Annotated in this window: 1 protein-coding gene and 2 pseudogenes; all 3 read left to right on the top strand. The window is 76.0% G+C overall.

What is annotated here, in order from left to right:
• A complete protein-coding gene (locus BMY61_RS24735) occupies positions 1-9,255 on the top strand; it encodes a type I polyketide synthase (RefSeq protein ID WP_082014843.1) in 9,255 nt (3,084 codons plus the stop codon).
• Positions 9,252-9,308: pseudogene (locus BMY61_RS48950) on the top strand (polyketide synthase docking domain-containing protein); the annotation flags it as partial. The gene BMY61_RS24735 and the pseudogene BMY61_RS48950, both read left to right, overlap by 4 nt.
• Positions 9,297-21,984 (top strand): annotated as a pseudogene (locus BMY61_RS47875) (type I polyketide synthase); the annotation flags it as partial. The pseudogenes BMY61_RS48950 and BMY61_RS47875, both read left to right, overlap by 12 nt.
• Positions 21,985-22,430: the final 446 nt, after the last annotated feature.

Raw genomic sequence — 22,430 nt, 5'->3', positions numbered from 1 at the left:
ATGGCAGAGCAGACAGCCACCCGAGTGCGCGGCGGCGGTGAAGGCCAGGCGGGGCCCGTGGCGGTCGTCGGCCTCGCGTGCCGTCTTCCCGGAGCGGCCGATCCCGGGGAGTTCTGGCGGTTGCTGGCCTCGGCCACCGACGCCGTGGACGAGCCCGGCCCGGAGCGGGTCGCCGCTGGGGGAGCGGCGTCGGGGCAGCGGGCCGGATGGCTCACCCAGGTCGACGCGTTCGACCCGGAGTTCTTCGGCATCGCCCCGGCCGAGGCGTCCGCCGCCGACCCGCAGCAGAGGTTGCTGCTGGAGCTGGCATGGGAGGCGTTGGAGGACGCCGCCGTTCGTCCGCGCACCCTGCACGGCACTCGCACGGGCGTGTTCGTCGGTGCCACGGCGGGGGACTGGGCGCTGTTGACGCACCGTCGTGGCGGGGCGCCGGGCCGGCACGCGTTGACCGGTGTGAACCGGGGCATCCTCGCGAACCGGATCTCCTACACTCTCGGCCTGCGCGGTCCCAGCCTGACCGTCGACACCGGGCAGTCCTCCTCGCTGGTGGCGGTCCACCTGGCGCTGGAGAGCCTGCGGTCCGGCGAGGTGGACGCCGCCCTCGTGGCGGGCGTGCAACTGAACCTCGCCGAGGAGAGCACGACGGCGCTCGACCGCTTCGGGGCGCTCTCGCCGGACGGTGCCTGCCGGGTCTTCGACGCCGACGCGAACGGGTTCGCGCGCGGGGAGGGCGCGGTTCTGCTGGTGCTCAAGCCTCTGGCCCGGGCCCTCGCGGACGGGGACCCGGTGCACGCGGTGCTGCTGGGCAGCGCCGTCAACAACGACGGCGCCACCGACGGCCTGACCGTTCCGGGAGCGCCGACCCAGGCCGAGGTCGTCGCCGCGGCCCTGGCTGACGCGGGTGTCTCGCCGGACCAGGTCCAGTACGTGGAGTTGCACGGGACCGGGACCAAGGTCGGCGACCCGGTCGAGGCGGCCGGACTCGGTGCCGCCTTCGGCGCCCGCAAGGACGGGCAGCGACTGCACGTCGGCTCGGTGAAGACCAACATCGGCCACCTGGAGGGCGCCGCCGGGCTGGCGGGTCTGCTCAAGACGGTGCTGAGCCTGCGGCACCGTGAGCTGCCCGGCAGCCTGCACTTCCGCACCCCGAACCCGGCCATCGACCTGGACGCCCTCGGCCTGCACCTGCGCACCGGCCACGGCTCCTGGCCGCGCCCGGACCAGCGCCTCGTCGCGGGCGTCAGCTCCTTCGGCGTCGGCGGCACCAACGCCCACGTCGTCCTTGCCGAACCGCCCGCCGCCAACCCGACTGACGCCACTGGCCCGGCCGACGGTGCGAACCGGTCCGACGCGTCCGCGCCTCCCGGCGGTCTGTTGTGGCCGCTCTCGGCTCGGTCGCCGCAGGCGCTCCAGGGTCAGGCCCTGGCCTTGCTCGACCACCTGGACCGCCACCCGCGGATCGCTCCCCACGAGCTCGCCCATGCCCTGGCCACCACCCGCACCGCCTTCGATCACCGGGCCGTCGTCCACGCCGCCGACCTCGGCGGTCTGCGGGACGGGCTCGCGCACCTCGCCGCCGGGCGCCAGAGCGTGGCGGTGGTCCGCGGCCTGGCCCGGGGCGAGGGCGGCGGGACCGTGCTCGTCTTTCCCGGGCAGGGATCCCAGTGGGACGGCATGGCCCGCGAACTCCTCGGCGTCTCGGCGCCGTTCGCCGCGAGCATCCGCGCCTGCGAGCAGGCGCTCAGCCCGCACGTCGACTGGTCGCTGGAGGCGGTGCTGACCGGCGCGCCCGGCGCACCCGCCCTGGAACGGCCCGACGTGGTTCAGCCCGTCCTGTTCGCGGTGATGGTGTCGCTGGCCCGGCTGTGGGAGGCGCACGGCGTGCGTCCGGACGCCGTCATCGGGCACTCCCAGGGGGAGATCGCGGCCGCGCACGTCGCCGGGGCGCTCAGCCTGGTCGACGCGGCGCGCGTGGTGGCGCTGCGCTCGCGTGCGATCGCGGCCCTCGGCGGACCGGGGGCCGGTGCCATGGCGTCACTCGAACTGCCGCACGCACAGGCGGCGCAACGGATCGCGCCCTGGGCCGGCCAGGTCGGCGTTGCCGCCGTCAACGGGCCCGAGGCGACGGTGATCTCGGGGGACCGCGGCGCGGTGCGGGAGATCGTGGCGGGTCTCTCGGCGGAGGACGTGCGGGCGAGGCTCATCCCCGTCGACTACGCCTCGCACTCGCCGCAGGTGGAGCCCCTGCGCGAGGTGCTGCCGTCCCTGCTCGAGGGCGTGCACACTCGTGAGACCTCGGTCGCGATCTACTCGACCGTCACCGGCGGCCGGATCGACCCGGCCGAGCTCACTCCCGCCTACTGGTACCGCAACCTGCGCGGCACCGTCCGCTTCGAGGACGCCGTGCGGGCGGCGCGGGCGGACGGCCACCGGGTCTTCGTCGAGAGCAGCCCGCACCCGGTGCTGGTCCCCGCCGTCGCCCCGGTGCTGGAGGACGACGGTGTGGCGCTCGGGACGCTCCGCCGCGACCAGGGCGGACCGGACCGCTTCCGTTCGGTGCTGGCCGAACTGCACGCCCGCGGTGGCCGGGTGGACTGGGAGCGCCTCCTCGGGCCCGTTCACGGGCGTGTCACGCTGCCGACCTACGCCTTCCAGCGGCGTCGCCTCTGGCTCGACGGAGCCACCGCTCCCGCGCCCACCCCGGACCGACCGGACACGCCCGCGCCCGAGCCCAAGTCCGTGGCCGAGCCTGTAGCCGGGACCGGGGCGCAGCAGGGGACGTCCCCGGAGGAGTTGCTGGAAACCGTGCGGGCCAGCGCGGCGCTGGTGCTCGGTCAGTCCGGGCCGGAGCAGGTCGACCCCGACCGCAGCTTCAAGGACCAGGGCTTCGACTCCGTCGCCGCGGTGGAGTTCCGTGAGCGCCTCGCCGCCGCGACCGGCCTCACCCTGCCCGCGACGCTCGCCTACGACCACCCCACCGCCCGCGAGGTCGTGCGCCACCTGACGGGCACCACCGGGAGCCGCCCAGGGAACCGACCCGCACCGGTACGCACGGACGACCCGCGTGAGCCGATCGCGATCGTCGCGCTCAGCGGCCGTTGGCCCGGCGGCGCCGACACCCCCGAGGCCCTGTGGGAGCTGCTGCTCTCCGGGCGTGACGCCATCGGCCCGTTCCCGGACAACCGCGGCTGGGACCTCGACGCCCTCCATGACCCGGCCGGAGCCCGTCCGGGCCGTTCCGCCACCCGCCACGGCGGTTTCCTCCACGACGCCGACCTGTTCGACGCCGACTTCTTCGGCCTCAGCCCACGTGAGGCCGCGGCGGCCGACCCGCAGCAGCGGCTGCTGCTGCAGGCGGGCTGGGAGCTGTGCGAGCGGGCCGGGATCGTTCCCGCCGACCTGCGCGGCAGCAGCACCGGCGTCTACCTCGGCATCACCGCGCAGGAGTACGGGCCCCGCCTGCACGAGACCCCCGAGGCCTACCAGGGGCACGCCCTGACGGGCAGCCTCACCAGCGTCGCCTCCGGGCGGCTGGCCTACACCCTCGGCCTGCAGGGCCCGGCGCTGACCGTCGACACCGCCTGCTCCTCGTCGCTGGTCGCGCTGCACTTGGCGGTGCAGGCGCTGCGGCGCGGCGAGTGCGACCTGGCCTTCGCCGGCGGCGCCGCCGTGATGTCCAGCCCCGGCATGTTCACCGAGTTCAGCCGCCAGGGCGGCCTCGCCCGTGACGGTCGCTGCAAGCCGTTCGCGGCCGCCGCGGACGGCACCGCCTGGTCCGAGGGCGTCGGCTTGGTGCTGCTGGAGCGGCTGTCGGACGCCCGGGCCCACGGGCACCCGGTGCTCGCCGTCGTCCGCGGCACCGCGATCAACCAGGACGGCGCCTCCAACGGACTGACCGCGCCCAACGGCCCGGCCCAGGAGCGCGTGATCCGCGCCGCCCTGGCCGACGCCGGGCTGACGCCCGCCGACATCGACGCCGTCGAGGCGCACGGCACCGGCACCACCCTCGGCGACCCGATCGAGGCACGCGCCCTGATCGCCGTCCACGGGACGGCGCGCCCGGCCGGCCGGCCGCTGCTGCTCGGCTCGTTGAAGTCCCATATCGGCCACACCCAGGCCGCCGCCGGGGTCACCGGCGTCATCGCGACCGTCCAGGCCTTGCGCGAGGGCGTTCTGCCCGGCCTGCTGCACCTGGACGCGCCGTCCCCGCACGTCGACTGGACCGCCGGCGCGGTGCGGCTGCTCGACCGCACCACACCCTGGCCAGACCAGGGGCGTGTGCGCCGGGCCGGGGTCTCCTCCTTCGGGATCAGCGGCACCAACGCGCACGTCGTCATCGAACAGGCGCCGCCCTACCAGGAACCCGCCCGACAGTCCGACGAGCCGTCGGCCGCGGCCGCGGCCGCGGGAACGATCCCGCTGCTGCTGTCGGCCCGCGACGAGGAGGGGCTGCGCGCCCAGGCGCGGCGTCTCGCGCAGGCGCCCGGCCTGGTTCTCGACGCCGACGCCGCCCGCGCGCTGGCCACCGCACGCAGCCGTTTCCCGTACCGAGCCGTCGTCCTGGGCGCCGGTCCGGACGAACGGGCCGAGCGCCTGCGGGCGTTCGCCGCCGGTGGCGACGCGGCGGCGCAGGGCGTCGCCGGGACGGCCCCCAGCATCGCCGTGCTGCTCTCCGGCCAGGGGAGCCAGCGCCCCGGCGCCGGCAAGGAGCTGTATGCGGCGTATCCGGTGTTCGCGCGGGCGCTCGACGCCGTCGCCGAACGCTTCGACCGGGAGCTGGAGGTGCCGCTGCGCCGAGTGCTGTTCGCGGCGCCGGGAACGGCCGAGGCCGTGCTGCTGGACCGCACCGCCTACACCCAGCCCGCCCTGTTCGCGCTGCAGACGGCGCTGTACCGGCTCGCCGAGTCCTTCGGTGTGCGCGCCGGACGCTTCCTCGGCCACTCCGTCGGCGAGTTGACGGCCGCCCACATCGCCGGGGTGCTGGACCTGGACGACGCCGTGACGCTGGTCGCCGCGCGGGCGCGCCTGATGCAGGCGCTGCCCGGCGGCGGCGCGATGGCCGCGCTGGAGGGCTCGGAGGACGACGTCGCGCCGCTGCTCGCCGGTCGCGGCGGGTCGGTCGCGCTCGCCGCCGTCAACGGCCCGCGTGCGGTCGTCGTCTCTGGCGACGCCGATGAGGTGCACGACCTCGCCCGCAGGTGGCAGCAGGGCGGGCGCCGCAGCCGGCTGCTGACGGTGAGCCACGCCTTCCACTCCCCGCACATGGAGCCGATGCTGGCCGAGTTCCGCGAGGTCGCCGCGCGACTGCGCTACGCCGCCCCGCACACTCAGGTCGTCTCGAACCTCACCGGGCGCATCGCCACGGCAGAGGAGCTGGCCGACCCGGACTACTGGGCGCACCACGTCCGCGCGGCCGTCCGGTTCCACGACGGCGTGCGTACCCTCGCAGTCGAGGGCACCGGCGCCTACCTGGAGCTCGGCCCGGGTGCGGTGCTGACCGCGCTCGTCCGCGAGGCCGTGGACGTGGACGCGGACGGAGCGGACGCGGACGGGGTGGAGGCGGACGCGCCGCTCGCCACGCCGGTCCTGCGCGCCGGAACCCCCGAGCCGGACGCCTTCCTGACCGCGCTCGCCCGCCTGTACGTCGAGGGGGTGCCCGTCGACTGGACACCGGCCTTCCCGTCGGGCCGGGCCGCGCACGTGCCGCTGCCGACCTACCCGTTCCGCCGCACCCGCCACTGGCTCGCCCCGCCCGCGCCACGCCCCGCCGGGGAGCAGGCGCCCGACCACCCGTTCCTCGACAACGTCCTCGACCTGCCCGACGGGGCGGGGAGCATCCTCACCGGGACCGTGTCGCTCGACCGGCACCCGTGGCTCGCCGACCACGCGGTCGACGGCCAGGTCCTGCTGCCGGGCACCGCCTTCCTGGACCTGGTGCTGCGCGCCGCCGCCGAGACGGCCTCCGCCCACGTGGAGGAGCTCACGCTGGAGGCTCCGCTGCCGCTCACACCCGGGCGGCCGGTCCACCTGCAACTCGCGGTCGGGGCCGCCGACACGGAGGCGCGTCGGTCGGTCACCCTGCACGCGCGCTCCACGCGTGAAGAGGCATGGCGCCGTCTGGCCACCGCGACGGTCACCGCCAAGACCAGTCCTGCGTCCCCGTCGCCGTGGGAGGGCGACGCGGGGGAGCGCTTGGACGTCGACACGCTCTACACGGACCTGGCCGCCGCTGGCTACGGCTACGGCCCCGCCTTCCGACTGCTCACCGCCGCGCGACGGGCGGGGGAGACGGTGTTCGCGGAGACGTCGGCGGCCGAGCAGACTCCGGGCGGGCGCTTCGCGGTCCAGCCCGCCGTGCTGGACGCGGTCCTCCACGCCGTCGTCGCCCTGACCGGAGGTGGGACGCAGGGCCTGACCCGCCCCCGCGTCCCCTTCGCCTGGCACGGGGTGACCGTGCACCGGCCCCTCGACGGACCCGTGCGGGCCCGCATCCGCCCGCTGGGCGACGACGCCGTCGCCCTCGACCTCGTCGACGCCGCGAGCGGGGCACCCCTGCTCACCGTCGACCGGTTGACGCTGCGCCAGTCGGTCGCGCTCGGCACACCCGGGCCCGAGCGCGGCTTCGCCGTGGCCTGGACACCGGTCGCGCCCGACCCGGACCAGGGCGCACCCGAGGCGACGACGGCGGTGGCGCGCGTCGCGGACGCCGACGAGGCCCTGGCGCGCATCCGCGCCTGGCTGGACGAGGACCACGCCGGGGGAGCCAGGCTCGCCCTGGTGACCCGGAACGCCGTTGCGGTGGACCCGAGCGAGGACGTGCCCGATCCTCGCGCCGGGGCCGTCTGGGGCCTGGTGCGCACCGCGCAGGCCGAGCACCCCGGCCGGCTGTTGCTCGCCGATGTCGACGGCACACAGGAGAGCGACGAGGCGCTGACCACCGCCCTGGACCGGGGTGACGCCCAATTCGCCCTGCGCGCCGGCGAGGTGCTGCTGCCCGTACTCGCCCGTCCCCGCGCCGGGGACACCCTCGCCCTGCCGGACGGGACAGGGGCGTGGCGGCTCGACACCGAGCGGCCCGGCAGCCTGGACAGTCTCGCCCTTCTCCCCGCCCCGGAGGCCGAACGGTCCCTCGGGCCCGGCGAGGTGAGGCTCGCCCTGCGCGCCGCCGGGCTGAACTTCCGCGACGTGCTGATCGCGCTCGGCCTCTACCCGGGCGGTGCCCTGATCGGTGCCGAGGCCGCCGGCGTGGTCCTGGAGACCGGGCCCGGTGTCACCGCGCTGCGCCCGGGGGACCGGGTCTTCGGACTTGTCCAGGGCACGCTCGGCCCGGTGGCGGTGACCGACCACCGCCTGCTGGCGCCGATCCCGGCGGGTTGGGGCTGGGCGGAGGCGGCCGGAGTGCCGGTGGCGTTCCTCACCGCCCGCTACGGCCTGTTCGAGCTCGCCAGGTTGCAACCGGGGGAGCGGGTACTGGTCCACGCGGCCGCCGGAGGTGTCGGCCAGGCGGCCGTCCAGCTCGCACACCGCGCCGGGGCGGAGGTGCTGGCCACCGCGGGCCCTGGCAAGTGGCCGGTCCTGCGCGGCCTCGGCGTCGCGCCGCGCCGCATCGCCTCCAGCCGCACCCTCGACTTCGAGACCGCGTTCAGGGATGCAGGGCCGGACGGGCAGGCCGGGACGGGCGTGGACGTCGTGCTCAACTCCCTGGCCCGCGAGTTCACCGACGCCTCGTTGCGCCTGCTCGGCGACGGCGGACGCTTCGTGGAGCTCGGCAAGACCGACCTGCGCGACGCCGCCCAGGTGGCCGCCGACCATCCAGGCGTGCGCTACCAGGCGTTCGACCTCTTCGACGTGGACCCCGACCTGGTCAAGTCCATGTTCGTCGACCTGCTCACCGGCTTTGCCGACGGGAGCCTGCGACCGCTCCCCGTCACCGCCCAGGACATCCGGCACGCGCCCACCGCACTGCGCAGGTTCAGCCAGGCCAAGCACACCGGCAAGCTCGTCGTCACCCTGCCGCAGCCACCTGCCGCCGAGGACGGCACCGTGCTGCTCACCGGCGGCACGGGAGCCCTGGGCGCGCTGGTGGCCCGGCGGCTGGTCGAGCGGCACGGGGTCCGTAGGCTGCTGCTGGCCGGCCGTCAGGGCCCGGCCGCGCCGGGCGCCGCGCAGCTCCTGGCCGACCTGGTCGCACTCGGCGCCCACGCCGAGGCCGTCGCCTGCGACGTCGCCGACGGTGACGCCGTGGCCCGCCTGGTGGCAGGCATCGCGCCCGAGCATCCGCTGACGGCCGTCGTCCACCTGGCGGGCGTCCTCGACGACGCTCCGCTGGAGGCGCTGACACCGCAGCGGCTGCACGCCGTCGCCGCGCCCAAGTCCACGGCTGCCTGGCACCTGCATCGCGCCACCGCCGGTCTCGACCTGCGCGCCTTCGTGCTCTTCTCCTCCGCCGTCGGCCTGCTCGGCAACCCCGGGCAGGCGAACTACGCGGCCGCCAACGCCGAACTGGACGGACTCGCGCAGCACCGCCGGGTCCGCGGCCTGCCCGGGATCTCCCTCGCCTGGGGCCACTGGGCCCAGGCGGGCGGGCTCGCGGCGGAGCTCGACGACACGCAGACGGCCCGGCTCGGCGCGACCGGCCTGGCGCCGATGACGGACGAGCAGGCGCTCGCCCTCTTCGACGCTGCGTGGACGGCCCCTGAATCCCTGCTGGCGACCGCCGTGCTCGACCCGACCCGCGGCACCTCCCCGTTGCTGCGCGGGCTCGCCGTGAGGGCGCCCGCCCCGACACGGACGGCCGTCAAGCCCGACGGTCCCGCTCTCCTGCTGGCCGAGCTGGCGCCGCTCGCGGAGCCGGAGCGGCAACGGCGGCTCGTCCTGCTGGTGCGCCGCGCGGCCGCCGCCGTCCTCGGCCACCCCGGGCCGGAGGCGATCCGCCCCGGCGTCGGCTTCATGGACGCCGCGTTCGACTCACTCGGCGTGATCGAACTGCGCAACCGGCTCGGCGAGGTCACCGGACTGCGCCTGCCGACCACCGTCACCCTCGACCACCCCACCCCGGCCGCGCTCGCCGCACACCTGCTTGAGCGCCTCTTCCCCGCGCCGGAACAGCCGGCGGCGGAGCTCCCCGTGAGCCACGAGGAGCCTGCCGCCGGCGCGGAGGACCTCGCCGAGCGCATCGCCGACGCGAGCGACGACGAGATCTTCGCCCTGCTGGACCACGAGTTCGGACTGTCCCGAGAGGCCCACGACCGATGACCACGCACGAGGAAAAGCTCCGCGACTACCTGAACCGGGCCGCGACCGAGCTCCACGAGACCCGCCGGCTCCTGCGCGAGGCCGAGGCCCGCGCGGAGGCGAACCACCAGGACGACGACCCGATCGCCGTGGTCGGCACCGCCTGCCGCCTGCCTGGCGGCGTCGACACCCCGGACGCGCTGTGGCGCCTGGTCACCGAGGAGCGCGACGCGATCGGCCCCTTCCCGGCCGACCGGGGCTGGGACCTCGACCACCTCTTCGACGACGACCCCGACAGCCCGGGCCGCAGCTACGCCCGCCACGGCGGCTTCCTCTACGGGGCCGGCGAGTTCGACGCCGCGTTCTTCGGACTCTCCCCGCGCGAGGCGCTCGCCGCCGACCCGCAGCAGCGCCTGCTGCTGGAGACCGCCTGGGAGGCCCTGGAACACGCCGGGATCGACCCGACTGCCCTGCGCGGCAGCCGCACCGGCGTCTTCGCGGGCGTCATCGCCCAGGAGTACGGACCGAGCCTGCACCACCTCCCGGCCCGGCAGACCGACGGCTACGTGCTGACCGGCACCACCACCAGCGTCGCCTCCGGGCGCATCGCCTTCACCCTGGGCCTGCAGGGCCCGGCCGTCACCGTCGACACCGCCTGCTCGTCCTCGCTCGTCGCCCTGCACCTGGCCGCGCGCTCGCTGCGCAGCGGCGAGAGCACCCTCGCCCTGGCGGCGGGCGCCACGGTGCTGGCCGCGCCTGGCATGTTCATCGAGTTCTCCCGGCAGCGCGGGCTCGCCCGCGACGGCCGGATCAAGGCCTTCGCGGCCGCCGCCGACGGCACCGCCTGGGGTGAGGGCGTCGGCGTCGTGGTGCTGGAGCGCCTGTCGGACGCGCGCCGCAACGGGCACCCCGTGCTGGCGGTGTTGCGCGGCTCGGCCGTCAACCAGGACGGCCGCACCAGCCAGCTGACCGCGCCCTCCGGTCCCTCGCAGCAGCGGGTGATCCGTGCCGCCCTGGAGGACGCCGGTCTGACGCCGGACGAGGTTGACGCGGTGGAGGCGCACGGTACCGGGACGACGTTGGGTGATCCGATCGAGGCGCAGGCGCTGCTCGCGGTCTACGGGCAGGAGCGCTCGCAGGACGATCCGCTGTGGTTGGGGTCGGTGAAGTCGAACATCGGTCACACGCAGGCGGCTGCGGGTGTGGCGGGTGTGATCAAGATGGTGGAGGCGTTGCGGCACGGTGTGCTGCCGAGGACGTTGCACGTGGACGCGCCGTCGCCGCATGTGGACTGGGACTCCGGTGCGGTGCGGGTGCTGGAGGAGGCCAGGGCGTGGCCGGAGCGGGAGCGTCCGCGTCGTGCGGCGGTGTCCGCGTTCGGTGTGAGCGGCACCAATGCGCACGTCATCCTGGAGCAGGCGCCCGCCGAGGAGCCCGTGCAGGAGGAGCCGGAGGTCCCGTCGCCCGCCCTGCTGCCGTGGGTGCTCTCCGCCCGTTCCCCGCAGGCCCTGCGCGAGCAGGCCGCCCGCCTCGCCGACCAGCTGGACGGCCCGGACGCGCCGCGCCCGGTCGACGCTGCCCACTCCCTCGTCACCGCCCGCGCCGCGCTGGAGGAGCGCGCCGTCGTCCTCGGCGGCCCCGACCAGCTCCGCGCCTTCGCCACCGGCGGCGCCGAGGCCGTCACCGGCACCGCGGGCGACGACGACCGCAAGGTCGTCTTCGTCTTCCCCGGCCAGGGCTCGCAGTGGGCCGGCATGGCCCGCGAACTCCTCGACACCGCTCCCGTCTTCGCCGACACCCTGCGCGCCGCCGCCGCCGCGCTCGCCCCGCACACCGACTGGTCCCTCCTCGACGTCGTCCAGGGCGCCGAGGGCGCACCGGACTTCGACCGCGTCGACGTGGTCCAGCCCGCGCTGTGGGCCGTCATGGTGGCGCTGGCCGAACTGTGGCGCGCCCACGGCATCACCCCGGACGCCGTCGTCGGCCACAGCCAGGGCGAGGTCGCCGCCGCCGTCGTCGCGGGCGGTCTCACCCTGGAGGACGGCGCGCTGATCGTCGTCCGCCGCGCCCGCCTGCTGGCCTCGCTCTCGCACCACGGCGGCATGCTCTCCGTGCCGCGCCCCCGCGCCGAGGTCGACGCCCGCCTGGACGCCCGATACGCCGGGCGCCTGGGGATCGGCGTCGTCAACGGCCCGGCCGCGACCGTGGCCACCGGCGACCTGGAGGCCCTGGCCGCGCTGGAAGCCGAATACCGGGCCGAGGGCGTCGAGGTGCGCCGCGTCAACATCGACTACGCCTCGCACTCCCCGCAGACCGAAGCCCTGCGCGACGAACTGCTGCGCGTCCTCGACGGCATCGCCCCCCGCGCCGGGAGCGTGCCGCTGTACTCCACCGTCGCCGGCACCTGGCAGGACACGGCCGCACTCGACGCCGCCTACTGGTACCGCAACCTGCGGCAGACCGTGCGCTTCGAGGAGGCGGTGCGTGGCCTCGCCGACACCGGCCACACCGTCTTCGTCGAGGTCAGCCCGCACCCCGTGCTGACCGGCGCCATCGAGGACACGCTCGCCGACACCCCCGACGTGATCGACCCCGTCGTCACCGGCACTCTGCGCCGTGGCCAGGGCGGCCCGCGCCGCTGGCTCACCTCGCTCGCCGCCCTCCACGTGCGCGGTGTCCGCGTCGACTGGACGCCCGTCTTCCGTGACGCCGCCCCGCGCCGCGTCGACCTGCCTCGCTACGCCTTCCAGCGCGAGCACTACTGGCTCGACGCGACCCGCTCTCCCGAGCTGGTGTCCGCCACCGTAGCGGGCACCACCGGCAACGCCTTCTGGGAGCTGGTCGCCGAGCAGGACACCGACCGCCTCGCCCGCGCCATCGGCGTGGACAGCACCGCGCTGGAGCCGGTCGTGCCCGCGCTGGCCTCCTGGTGGGAGCGCCGCCGCGAGGAGTCGACGGCGGACGCCTGGCGCCACCGCGTCGTCTGGCGGCCCGTCAGCGAGCCCCCGGCCACCCGCCTGGACGGCACCTGGCTGCTGGTCGTGCCCGAGGACCGCGCCGATCACCCCTGGGCCGGCGCCGCGGCCACCTCCCTGGCCGCGCGCGGCGCGGCCGTGCGCCGGATCCACGTCCCGCACGACGCCGACCGCGCCTGGCTCGCGGACGCGCTGGGCGGCGAGCCGTTGGGCGGAGTGCTCTCGCTCCTCGCCCTGGGAGACGGCCATCATCCCGACCACCCCGCACTGCCCTGGGCCCACGCTGCCACCGTCGCGCTCACCCAGGCGCTCGACGACGCCGGGACCGTCGCGCCGCTGTGGTACGCCACCCGGAACGCCGTCACCACCGGCCCCGGCGACACCGCGCCCGAGCCGGAGCAGGCGCTGCTGTGGGGCTTCGGCCAGATCGCGGCCGTGGAGAACCCGGGCCTGTGGGGTGGTCTGCTGGACCTCTCGGCCGACGCCGACGCGAGCCTGTGGCGGCAGGCCGCGGCCCGCCTCGCCGACCGCCGCGCCGAACGCGAGGCGGAGTTGGCCGTGCGCGGCAGCGGCGTCCTGGCCCGGCGTCTGGTGCCAGCGCCGCCCACGGGCGCCGACGGCGACCCGCAGCCCTGGCGGCCCACCGGGACCACCCTGGTCACCGGCGGCACTGGCGCGCTCGGCGGCCACGTCGCCCGCTGGCTCGCCGGACGCGGGGCCGAGCACCTGCTCCTGGTCAGCCGCCGGGGCGCGGACGCCCCCGGAGCCGAGGCACTGCGCACCGAACTGATTTCCCTGGGAACACGGGTGAGCTTCGCCGCCGCCGACCTCGCCGACGCGCGGCAGCTCGACGCGGTCCTGGCCGCCGTCCCGGACGAGCTGCCCCTGCGGGCCGTCGTCCACACCGCCGCCGAGCTGCACGACGCCCTGATCACGGAGCTGACGCCCGAGCAGCTCGCCCGGGCGCTGCGCGCCAAGACCGGCACGGCGGACCTGCTGGACCGCCGCACGGCCGCTCTGGAGCTGGACGCCTTCGTGTTGTTCTCCTCGCTCGCGGGCGTCAGCGGCATCCCTGGTCAGGCCAACTACGCGCCCGGCAACGCCTACCTCGACGCCCTGGCCGCCCGCCGCCGTGCCGCCGGACTGCCCGCGACCGCCGTGGCCTGGGGCCACTGGGCCGGGGCGGGCATCGCCGCCGACGGGGCCGAGCAGCAGCTCGCCCGCCATGGCCTCGCCTCCCTCCCGGCGGAGCCGGCCGTCGCCGCGCTGGGACGGATCATCGACCACGACGAGGAACCGCTCGTCGTCGCCGACGTGGACTGGTCCGCCTTCTACCGGGGACGACGGCACCCGCTTGCCGCCGAACTGTCTCTCGCTTCCCCCGTGCCCAGCGCGCCCGTCTCTACCGGACAGGCCCAGGCGGGCGGGTTCGCCGCCCTGCCGGCCGCCGAGCGGCGCCGCGCCCTGCTGACACTGGTGCGCGAACAGGCGGCCCTCGTCCAGGGACGGTCCGACGCGTCGGCTGTGGACCCGGGCAAGGCCTTCCGCCACCAGGGCTTCGACTCCCTCACCGCCGTCGAGTTGCGCAACCGTCTCGGCTCGGCGGTGGGCCGGCGCCTGCCTGCGACGCTGGTCTTCGACCACCCGACCCCGCAGGCCCTCGCCGACTGGCTGGCCGCCGAGTTCGGCGGCGCCGACGAGCCGGACCACGCCTCGGCCGCGCCCGTCGTGTCGACCCGCCCTGACGACGACCCGATCGCGGTCGTCGCCATGGCCTGCCGCTACCCGGGCGGCGTGCGCAGCCCGGAGGACCTGTGGCGGCTTGTCGCGGACGGCGTCGACGCCCTCACCGAGTTCCCGACCGACCGCGGCTGGGACCTGGAGCACCTCTACAGCGCCGACCCCGACCGTCCCGGCACCTCCTACGCCCGCCACGGCGGCTTCCTGGACTCCATCGGCGACTTCGACGCCGAGTTCTTCGGCATCCCGCCGCGCGAGGCACCCGCCCTCGACCCGCAGCAGCGCCTGCTGCTGGAGACGACCTGGGAGCTGTTCGAACGCGCCGGCATCGACGCGACCGCGCTGCGCGGCAGCCGCACCGGCGTCTTCGCCGGCATTTCCGGCCGCGACTACGCGGGCGCCGGCCAGCAGGTTCCGGCGGAACTGGAGGCGTACCTCGGCATCGGCAACGCGGGCAGCGTCGTGTCCGGCCGGGTCGCCTACACCTTCGGTTTCGAGGGCCCGGCGGTCACCGTCGACACCGCCTGCTCATCCTCGCTCGTCGCCCTGCACCTGGCCGCACAGTCGCTGCGCAGCGGGGAGAGTGACCTCGCGGTCGCGGGCGGAGTGCTGGTGATGTCCTCGCCGACGATCTTCGTCGAGTTCTCCCGGCAGCGCGCCATGTCCGCCGACGGCCGCTGCAAGGCGTTCGCCGCGGCGGCCGACGGCACCGGCTGGGCCGAGGGCGTCGGCGTGCTGCTGGTCGAACGCCTCTCCGACGCGCGCCGCAACGGCCACCCCGTGCTGGCGGTGCTGCGCGGCTCCGCCGTCAACCAGGACGGCGCCTCCAACGGCCTGACTGCGCCCAGCGGACCCGCCCAGCAGCGCGTCCTGCGTGCGGCACTCGCCGCCTCCGGCCTGACGCCGGACCAGGTGGACGCGGTGGAGGCGCACGGCACCGGGACGACGCTGGGTGATCCGATCGAGGCGCAGGCGCTGCTCGCGGTCTACGGGGACCAGCGTCCGCAGGACGACCCGCTCTGGCTGGGGTCGGTGAAGTCGAACATCGGTCACACCCAGGCCGCTGCCGGTGTGGCGGGTGTGATCAAGATGGTGGAGGCGCTGCGGCACGGGGTGCTGCCGAAGACGCTGCACGTGGACGAGCCGTCGCCGCACGTGGACTGGGAGTCCGGCGCGGTGAGGGTGCTGGAGGAGACGCAGACTTGGCCCGAGCGGGAGCGTCCGCGCCGTGCGGCGGTGTCCGCGTTCGGCGTGAGCGGCACCAACGCGCACGTCATCCTGGAGCAGGCCCCCGTTGAGCCGCCCGTGCAGGAGGAGCCGGACGTCCCGTCGCCCGCCCTGCTGCCGTGGGTGCTCTCCGCGCGCTCCCCGCAGGCCCTGCGCGAGCAGGCCGCCCGCCTCGCCGACGGGTTGGACACGACGCGTCCCGTGGACGCCGCGTACTCCCTCGTCACCACCCGCGCCGCGCTGGAGGAGCGCGCCGTCGTCCTCGGCGGCCCCGACCAGCTCGGCGCCTTTGCCACCGGCGAGGCCGAGGCGATCACCGGCACCGCAGCGACCGCCGGCAGCCTCGCCTTCCTCTTTGCCGGCCAGGGCAGCCAACGCCTCGGCATGGCCGGGGAGCTCCACCGTCAGGTGCCCGCCTTCGCGGCAGCCTTCGACGTTGTCGCCGCCGCACTCGACCCGCTGCTCGGCTTCCCGATCGCCGAGGCGATCGAGTCGGGCGCCGAGCTGGACGAGACCGGAACGACCCAGCCGGCCCTGTTCGCCGTCGAGGTGGCGCTGTTCCGGCTGCTGGAATCCCTCGGGGTCCGGCCCGACGCCGTTGCGGGGCACTCGATCGGCGAGCTGGCCGCCGCCCACGTTGCCGGTGTGCTGTCGCTTCGCGACGCGGCCACGCTCGTCGCCGCCCGCGCCCGCCTCATGCAGGAGCTGCCGCGCGGCGGCGCCATGGCCGCCGTCGAGGCCACCGAGGACGAGGTCCGGGCGGTTCTCGTCCCGGGCATCGACATCGCCGCCGTCAACCGGCTCGACTCGGTGGTCGTCTCCGGCGACGAGGACGAGGTCGAGCGGGTCACCGCGCACTTCGCCGCGCTCGGCCGCCGCACCCGGAGGCTTCGGGTCAGCCACGCGTTCCACTCCGCACGGATGGAACCGATGCTGGACGCCTTCGCGCGCGTCGCCCGCTCGCTCACCTACGCGCCCGCGCAGATCCCCGTCGTCTCCACCCTGACCGGCACCGTCGCCGCCCCGGAACTGTGGGCGGATCCGGAGTACTGGGTGCGCCAGGTCCGCGAGCCGGTCCGCTTCGCCGACGCGGTCCAGGCGCTGGACGCGGCCGGTGTGACCGCCTTCGTCGAGGTCGGACCGGACGCGACCCTGACCGCGCTCGTCGAGGCGGTGGCGGACGCCTCGCTCGCCGTCCCACTGCTGCGCCGCGACCGGGACGAGGTGAGCACGCTGCTCAGCGCTCTCGGCCGGCTGCACGTGGCCGGCCACCCGGTCGACTGGGCCGCCTGGTTCGCACCCGCACGGCCGGCCCGCGTCGCCCTGCCCACCTACCCGTTCCAGCGCCGCCGCTACTGGCTGGAGCCGCGCCGCGCCGGTCACGGCACGGCACCGCACCCGCTGCTCGACTCCGTCACCCTGCTGCCCGCCTCCGACGGCCTGCTGCTCAGCGGCACCCTCGCCCGGCGCACGCACCCGTGGCTGACGGACCACCAAGCCCAGGGCCGGGCCGTCCTCCCCGGCGCGGCCCTGGTCGAACTCGCCGTCCGCGCGGGCGACGAGCTCGGCGCGACCGTGCTGGAGGAACTCGTCGTCGAGGCCCCGCTGTCGCTGCCGGAGCACGAGGCCCTGCACCTCCAGTTGGAGGCCTCGGCGGCCGGTCCCGACGGGCGCCGCCCCTTCACCGTCCACGCCCGCACCGGCGCGGGCACCTGGCTGCGACACGCGAGCGGAGTCCTGGCCAGCGACGACGACCCGGCCGTCCCGCCCCAGGACCTCGCCGACTGGCCCCCGGCAGGAGAGCCGTACGCCGTCGAGGACGCCTATGCGGCCCTCGCCGCCGCCGGACTCGACTACGGCCCCGCCTTCCGCGGGCTGCGCCGGATCTGGCTCGACGGCGACACCGCCTACGCCGAGGCGGAGCTGCCCGACAGCCCCACCGCCGACGCGTCGGCCTTCGGCCTGCACCCGGCCCTGCTCGACGCCGCCCTGCAACTCCCGGCCCTGCTTGGCGCGGACGGCACCGCGCGGCTCCCCTTCGCCTACCGCGACGTCCGCCTGCACGCCGGCGGCGCGACCACCCTACGCGTCCGGGTCACCGCCCACGGACCCGAGCGGTTCACCCTGCTCGCCGCCGACCCGGCAGGGCGTCCGGTGCTCGGCATCGAGACCCTGACGACCCGTCCGGTCGCCGCTCCGCAGCCCGACCAGGGCTACGACCGCGACGCGCTGTTCGTCCTGGACTGGCAGCCTCTGCGCCAGGCGACCCAGCCCGCCGAGGCGCCCGCCGTCACCGTGCTGCGCTGCCCCGACACCGAGGGCACGCCGCCGCAGCGGACCCGCGCGCTGCTCGCGCACGCCCTCGCCGAGATCCAGCGCTTCACCGCCGACCCGGCGACGGACGGGCAGCGGCTCGCCGTCGTCACCCGGCACGGGGTCGCCCTGCCCGGCGAGAGCCCTGACCCGGCCGCCGCCGCCGTTTGGGGCCTGATCCGCTCCGCCCAGAACGAGCACCCGGACCGGCTGCTCCTCGTCGACGCGGACGATGACGGCCACGCTCTGCGTGAGGCGGTCGCTACGGCGCTCGCGGCAGGCGAGAACCAACTCGCCCTGCGCGGTGACACGTTGCTCGTGCCGCGCCTGGTGCGGGCCGAAGCCGCCCCGGCCCTCCCGAACGTGTGGCGCGCCGACGGCACCGTGCTGCTCACCGGCGGCACCGGCGTCCTCGCGAGCGAGCTCGCCCGACGCTTGGTCGCCGAGCGCGGCGTCCGGCACCTGCTGCTGCTCTCCCGGCGCGGCGCCGACGCGCCCGGCGCACCCGAACTGCGCGCCGAGCTGGAGGCGCTTGGCGCCCAGGTCACCTTCGCAGCGGTCGACGCCGCCGACCGCGACCAGCTCGCCGCCGTCCTCGCGGCGACCCCCGCCGCCCACCCGCTGCGCGCGGTCGTGCACACCGCCGGAGTCCTGGATGACGGCGTCGTGGGCGCGCTCACTCCGGAGCGGCTCGCCACCGTCCTCGGCCCCAAGGCCGACGCCGCCTGGCACCTGCACGAACTGACCGCCGGCCAGGACCTGGACGCGTTCGTGCTCTACTCCTCCGTCGCGGGCGTCCTCGGCAGCCCGGGCCAGGGCTCCTACGCCGCCGCGAACACCTTCCTCGACGCCCTCGCCGCCCTGCGCCGCTCCCAGGGCCTGCGCGCGCACGCGCTGGCCTGGGGGCAGTGGGAGCAGGCCAGCGGCATCACCGGGCACCTGGGCCGCACCGACCTGGCCCGCCTGGCCCGGCTCGGCATCCGCCCGCTGCCCACGGCCGAAGGCCTCCGCCTTTTCGACGTCGCCACCGGCGAGGCTGCCCCGGCGGCTCTGGTCCCGGCCCCGCTCGACCTGGCCGCCCTGCGGACCCGTGGCGAGATCCCGCCCCTGCTGCGCACACTCGCGCCGCCCACTCGCCGCACGGCCGTCGGGACTTCGGCCCGCACAACGGACCAGGGCACGCTCGCGACCGAGTTGCAGGTCCTGCCGGACGAGGCCGATCGGCTGACCGCCGTCCTGCGTCTGGTCCGCGCCGAAGTGGCCCTCGTCCTCGGCACCGACGCCGGATCGGTCGCGCCGCAGCGACCGTTCACCGCCCTGGGCCTGGACTCGCTGACCGCCGTCGAACTGCGCAACCGCCTCGGCGCCGCCACCGGTCTGCGGCTGCCCGCGACGCTGGTCTTCGACCACCCGAGCCCTGCCGCGCTCGCCGCGTTCCTGCTCACCGAGTTGACGGGGACGGGGACGGAAGCCGTCCGCGTAAGTACACCGCCGGCACACCGGCCGCAGGACGAGCCCATCGCCATCGTCGGCATGGCCGTCCGCCTGCCCGGCGGCGTCACCACGCCCGACGAGCTGTGGCGGTTGGTCGCCGATGGCCGCGACGCCGTCGGCTCCTTCCCGGACGACCGAGGCTGGGACCTCGACGCGCTCTACTCCGAGGACCCGGACCGCCCCGGCACCTCCTACACTCGCAGCGGCGGCTTCCTGGACCGTCCCGCCGATTTCGACGCCGAGTTCTTCGGCATCTCCCCGCGCGAGGCGCTGGCCACCGACCCGCAGCAGCGCCTGCTGCTGGAGACCGGCTGGGAGGCGCTGGAGAGCGCCGGCATCGACCCCACCACCCTGCGCGGCAGCCGCACCGGCGTCTTCGCCGGGCTGATGTACCACGACTACGCGCCCCGGGTCCGGGAGATCCCGGCCGAGCTGGAGGGCTGGCTCAGCAACGGCAGCGCCGGCAGTGTCGCCTCCGGACGCGTCTCCTACACCTTCGGCTTCGAGGGCCCGGCAGTCACCGTCGACACCGCCTGCTCCTCCTCCCTGGTCGCGCTGCACCTGGCCGCCCAGTCGCTGCGCAGCGGCGAGTGCGACCTGGCGCTCGCCGGGGGCGTCGCGGTGATGTCCACGCCGACCACGTTCGTCGAGTTCTCCCGCCAGCGCGCCCTGTCGGCCGACGGCCGCTGCAAGGCCTACGCGGCCGGCGCCGACGGCACCGGCTGGGGCGAGGGCGTGGGCGTGCTGCTGGTCGAACGGCTCTCCGACGCGCGCCGCAACGGGCATCCGGTGCTGGCGGTGGTGCGTGGCTCGGCCGTCAACCAGGACGGCGCGTCCAACGGCCTGACCGCGCCCAGCGGTCCCGCCCAGCAGCGCGTGCTGCGCCAGGCGCTCGCCGCCTCCGGCCTGACACCGGACCAGGTCGACGCCGTCGAGGGCCACGGCACCGGCACCCGGCTCGGCGACCCGATCGAGGCCCAGGCGCTGCTCGCCGTCTACGGTCAGGAACGGCCCGAGGACGACCCGCTCTGGCTCGGCTCGCTCAAGTCCAACGTCGGCCACACCCAGGCCGCCGCCGGAGCCGTCGGCGTCATCAAGATGGTTCAGGCGCTGCGGCACGGCCTGCTGCCCCGGACCCTGCACGTGGACGAGCCCACCCCGCACGTCGACTGGGAGGCGGGCCAGGTCCGGCTGCTGACCGAGGCGCGGCCCTGGCCCAGCCGTACCAGGCCGCTGCGCGCGGGCGTCTCCTCCTTCGGTGTGAGTGGAACCAACGCCCACGTCATCATTGAGCAGGCCCCGCCGCAGCCCGCACCGGCACCGGCGCCGGAGGCGGACGCGCCCGCGGTGGTGCCGTGGGTGCTCTCGGCCCGCACGCCGCAGGCCCTGCGCCACCAGGCCGACCGCATCGCCGACCTGATCACCGATCTGGTCGAAGGCGAGGAGCCCGACGCGCCGCGTCCTGTCGACGTCGCCCACGCGCTGGTCACCACCCGGACGGCTTTCCCGGAGCGCGCCGTCCTGGTCGGCGACGCTCCGGAGGGCCTGCACGCCCTGGCGGCCGGCCTGCCCGCGCCGGGCCTGGTCACCGGGACGGCGGACGTCGACGGCAAGATTGCCTTCGTCTTCCCCGGTCAGGGCTCGCAGTGGGCCGGCATGGCCGTCGGGCTCCTCGACAGCGCCCCGCAGTTCGCCGACGCCCTGCGACGCTGCGCCGAGGCGCTGCGCCCGCACACCGACTGGTCGCTGCTCGACGTGCTGCGCGGCGTCCCGGGCGCGCCCGGCCTGGACCGCGTCGACGTGGTCCAACCCGCGCTGTGGGCCGTCATGGTGGCGCTGGCCGAACTGTGGCGGGCCCACGGCGTCGAGCCCGACGCCGTCGTCGGCCACAGCCAGGGCGAGATCGCCGCGGCCGTCGTCGCCGGCGCGCTCAGCCTGGAGGACGGCGCCCGCGTGGTCGCGCTGCGCAGCCGCGCGCTGCTCGCCCTGGCCGGACGCGGCGGCATGGCCGCCGTACCGCTGCCCGCCGACGAGGTGGAACGCCGTATCGCGGGCCGCGCCGGCGCCCTGTCCGTCGCCGTCGTCAACGGGCCGTCCTCCGTGGTGTTCTCCGGCGACGCGACGGCAGTCGCCGTGCTCGTCGCCGAGTACCGGGCGGAGGAGGTCCGTGCCCGGCTCGTGGCCGTCGACTACGCCTCCCACTCCCCGCACGTCGAGGAGCTGCGAGGCGAACTGCTGGACCTGCTGGGCCCGGTGGCGCCGCGCACCGGTACCGTGCCGCTGCTGTCCACCGTCACCGGGCAGTGGCAGGACGGCGACGCGCTCGACGCCGGGTACTGGGTCGCCAACCTGCGCGAGACCGTGCGCTTCGAGGAGGCGGTGCGCGCCCTCGCGGACGCGGGCTTCCGGGCCTTCGTCGAGATCAGCGCCCACCCGGTGCTGGCCGTCCCGCTCCAGGAGACCCTGGAGGGGGCCGGCACGGCGAAGACGTCGGTCGTCGTCGGCACGCTCCGCCGCGACCACGGCGGCCTGGAACGGTTCCTGCTGTCGGCGGCCGAGCTGTCGGTGCGCGGAGTCCGCGTCGACTGGGCCGGTCTGCTCGCCACCGCGCGGCCGCGCCCGGTGGCGCTGCCCACCTACCCGTTCCAGCGCGAGCGGTACTGGCTGGACGCGGTCGTGTCCAACAGCACCGTCGCGGGCGGGATCGGCGACACCCACACGCGGGCCAACCGTGCCCCCTGGCGGGAACTGCTCGACGCCCGCCCCGAACCGGACGCACGCCAGGACCTGCTGCTGGAGCTGGTGCGCGCCGAAGCCGCGGTCGTCCTCGGCCACACCGGCGCCTCCGGCGTCGCCGCGGACCGCGCCTTCCGCGACCTCGGCCTCACCTCCCTCACGGCGGTGGAGCTGCGCAACCGCATCGGCGCGGCCAGCGGCCTCGACCTGCCCGCGACGCTGGTCTTCGACCATCCGAGCGCGCAGGACCTGGCCGGCTGGCTCACCGAACGCCTCGCCATCGAGGAGAACGGCGGCCTGCCCGGCACCAACGCCTCCCTCGCCGCCCTCGAACTGGCACTCGACGCCGACGCCGACACCGAGGCACGCGAGGCACTGCTCGCCCAGCTGCGCACCCTCGTCGACCGCTGGGACGCGCCCGGCGGCCTCTCACCCGAGGACGAACTGGACCTGGAGACCGCTTCGGACGAGGAGCTGTTCGAGTTTCTGGACCGCAGCGCCGAACCGTTCTGACCCGTCCGCGAACCTGCGCGCGAAACCCGTCCGCGACCGCGAACCCTCCGCCGCCCCGCACGTCACCGAAGGAAGAGACCCACCGTCATGACCACCGCACCGCCCGCGGACGCGACCCGGCTGCGCGAGTACCTGCGCCGGGCCGTCGCCGAGAACCGGCAGATCACCCGCCGGCTCCAGGACCTGGAGTCGGCCCGC

This window comes from Streptacidiphilus jiangxiensis (genome assembly GCF_900109465.1).
Classification (GTDB): Bacteria; Actinomycetota; Actinomycetes; order Streptomycetales; family Streptomycetaceae; genus Streptacidiphilus; species Streptacidiphilus jiangxiensis.
This window is presented reverse-complemented; position numbering and strand designations above follow the sequence as displayed.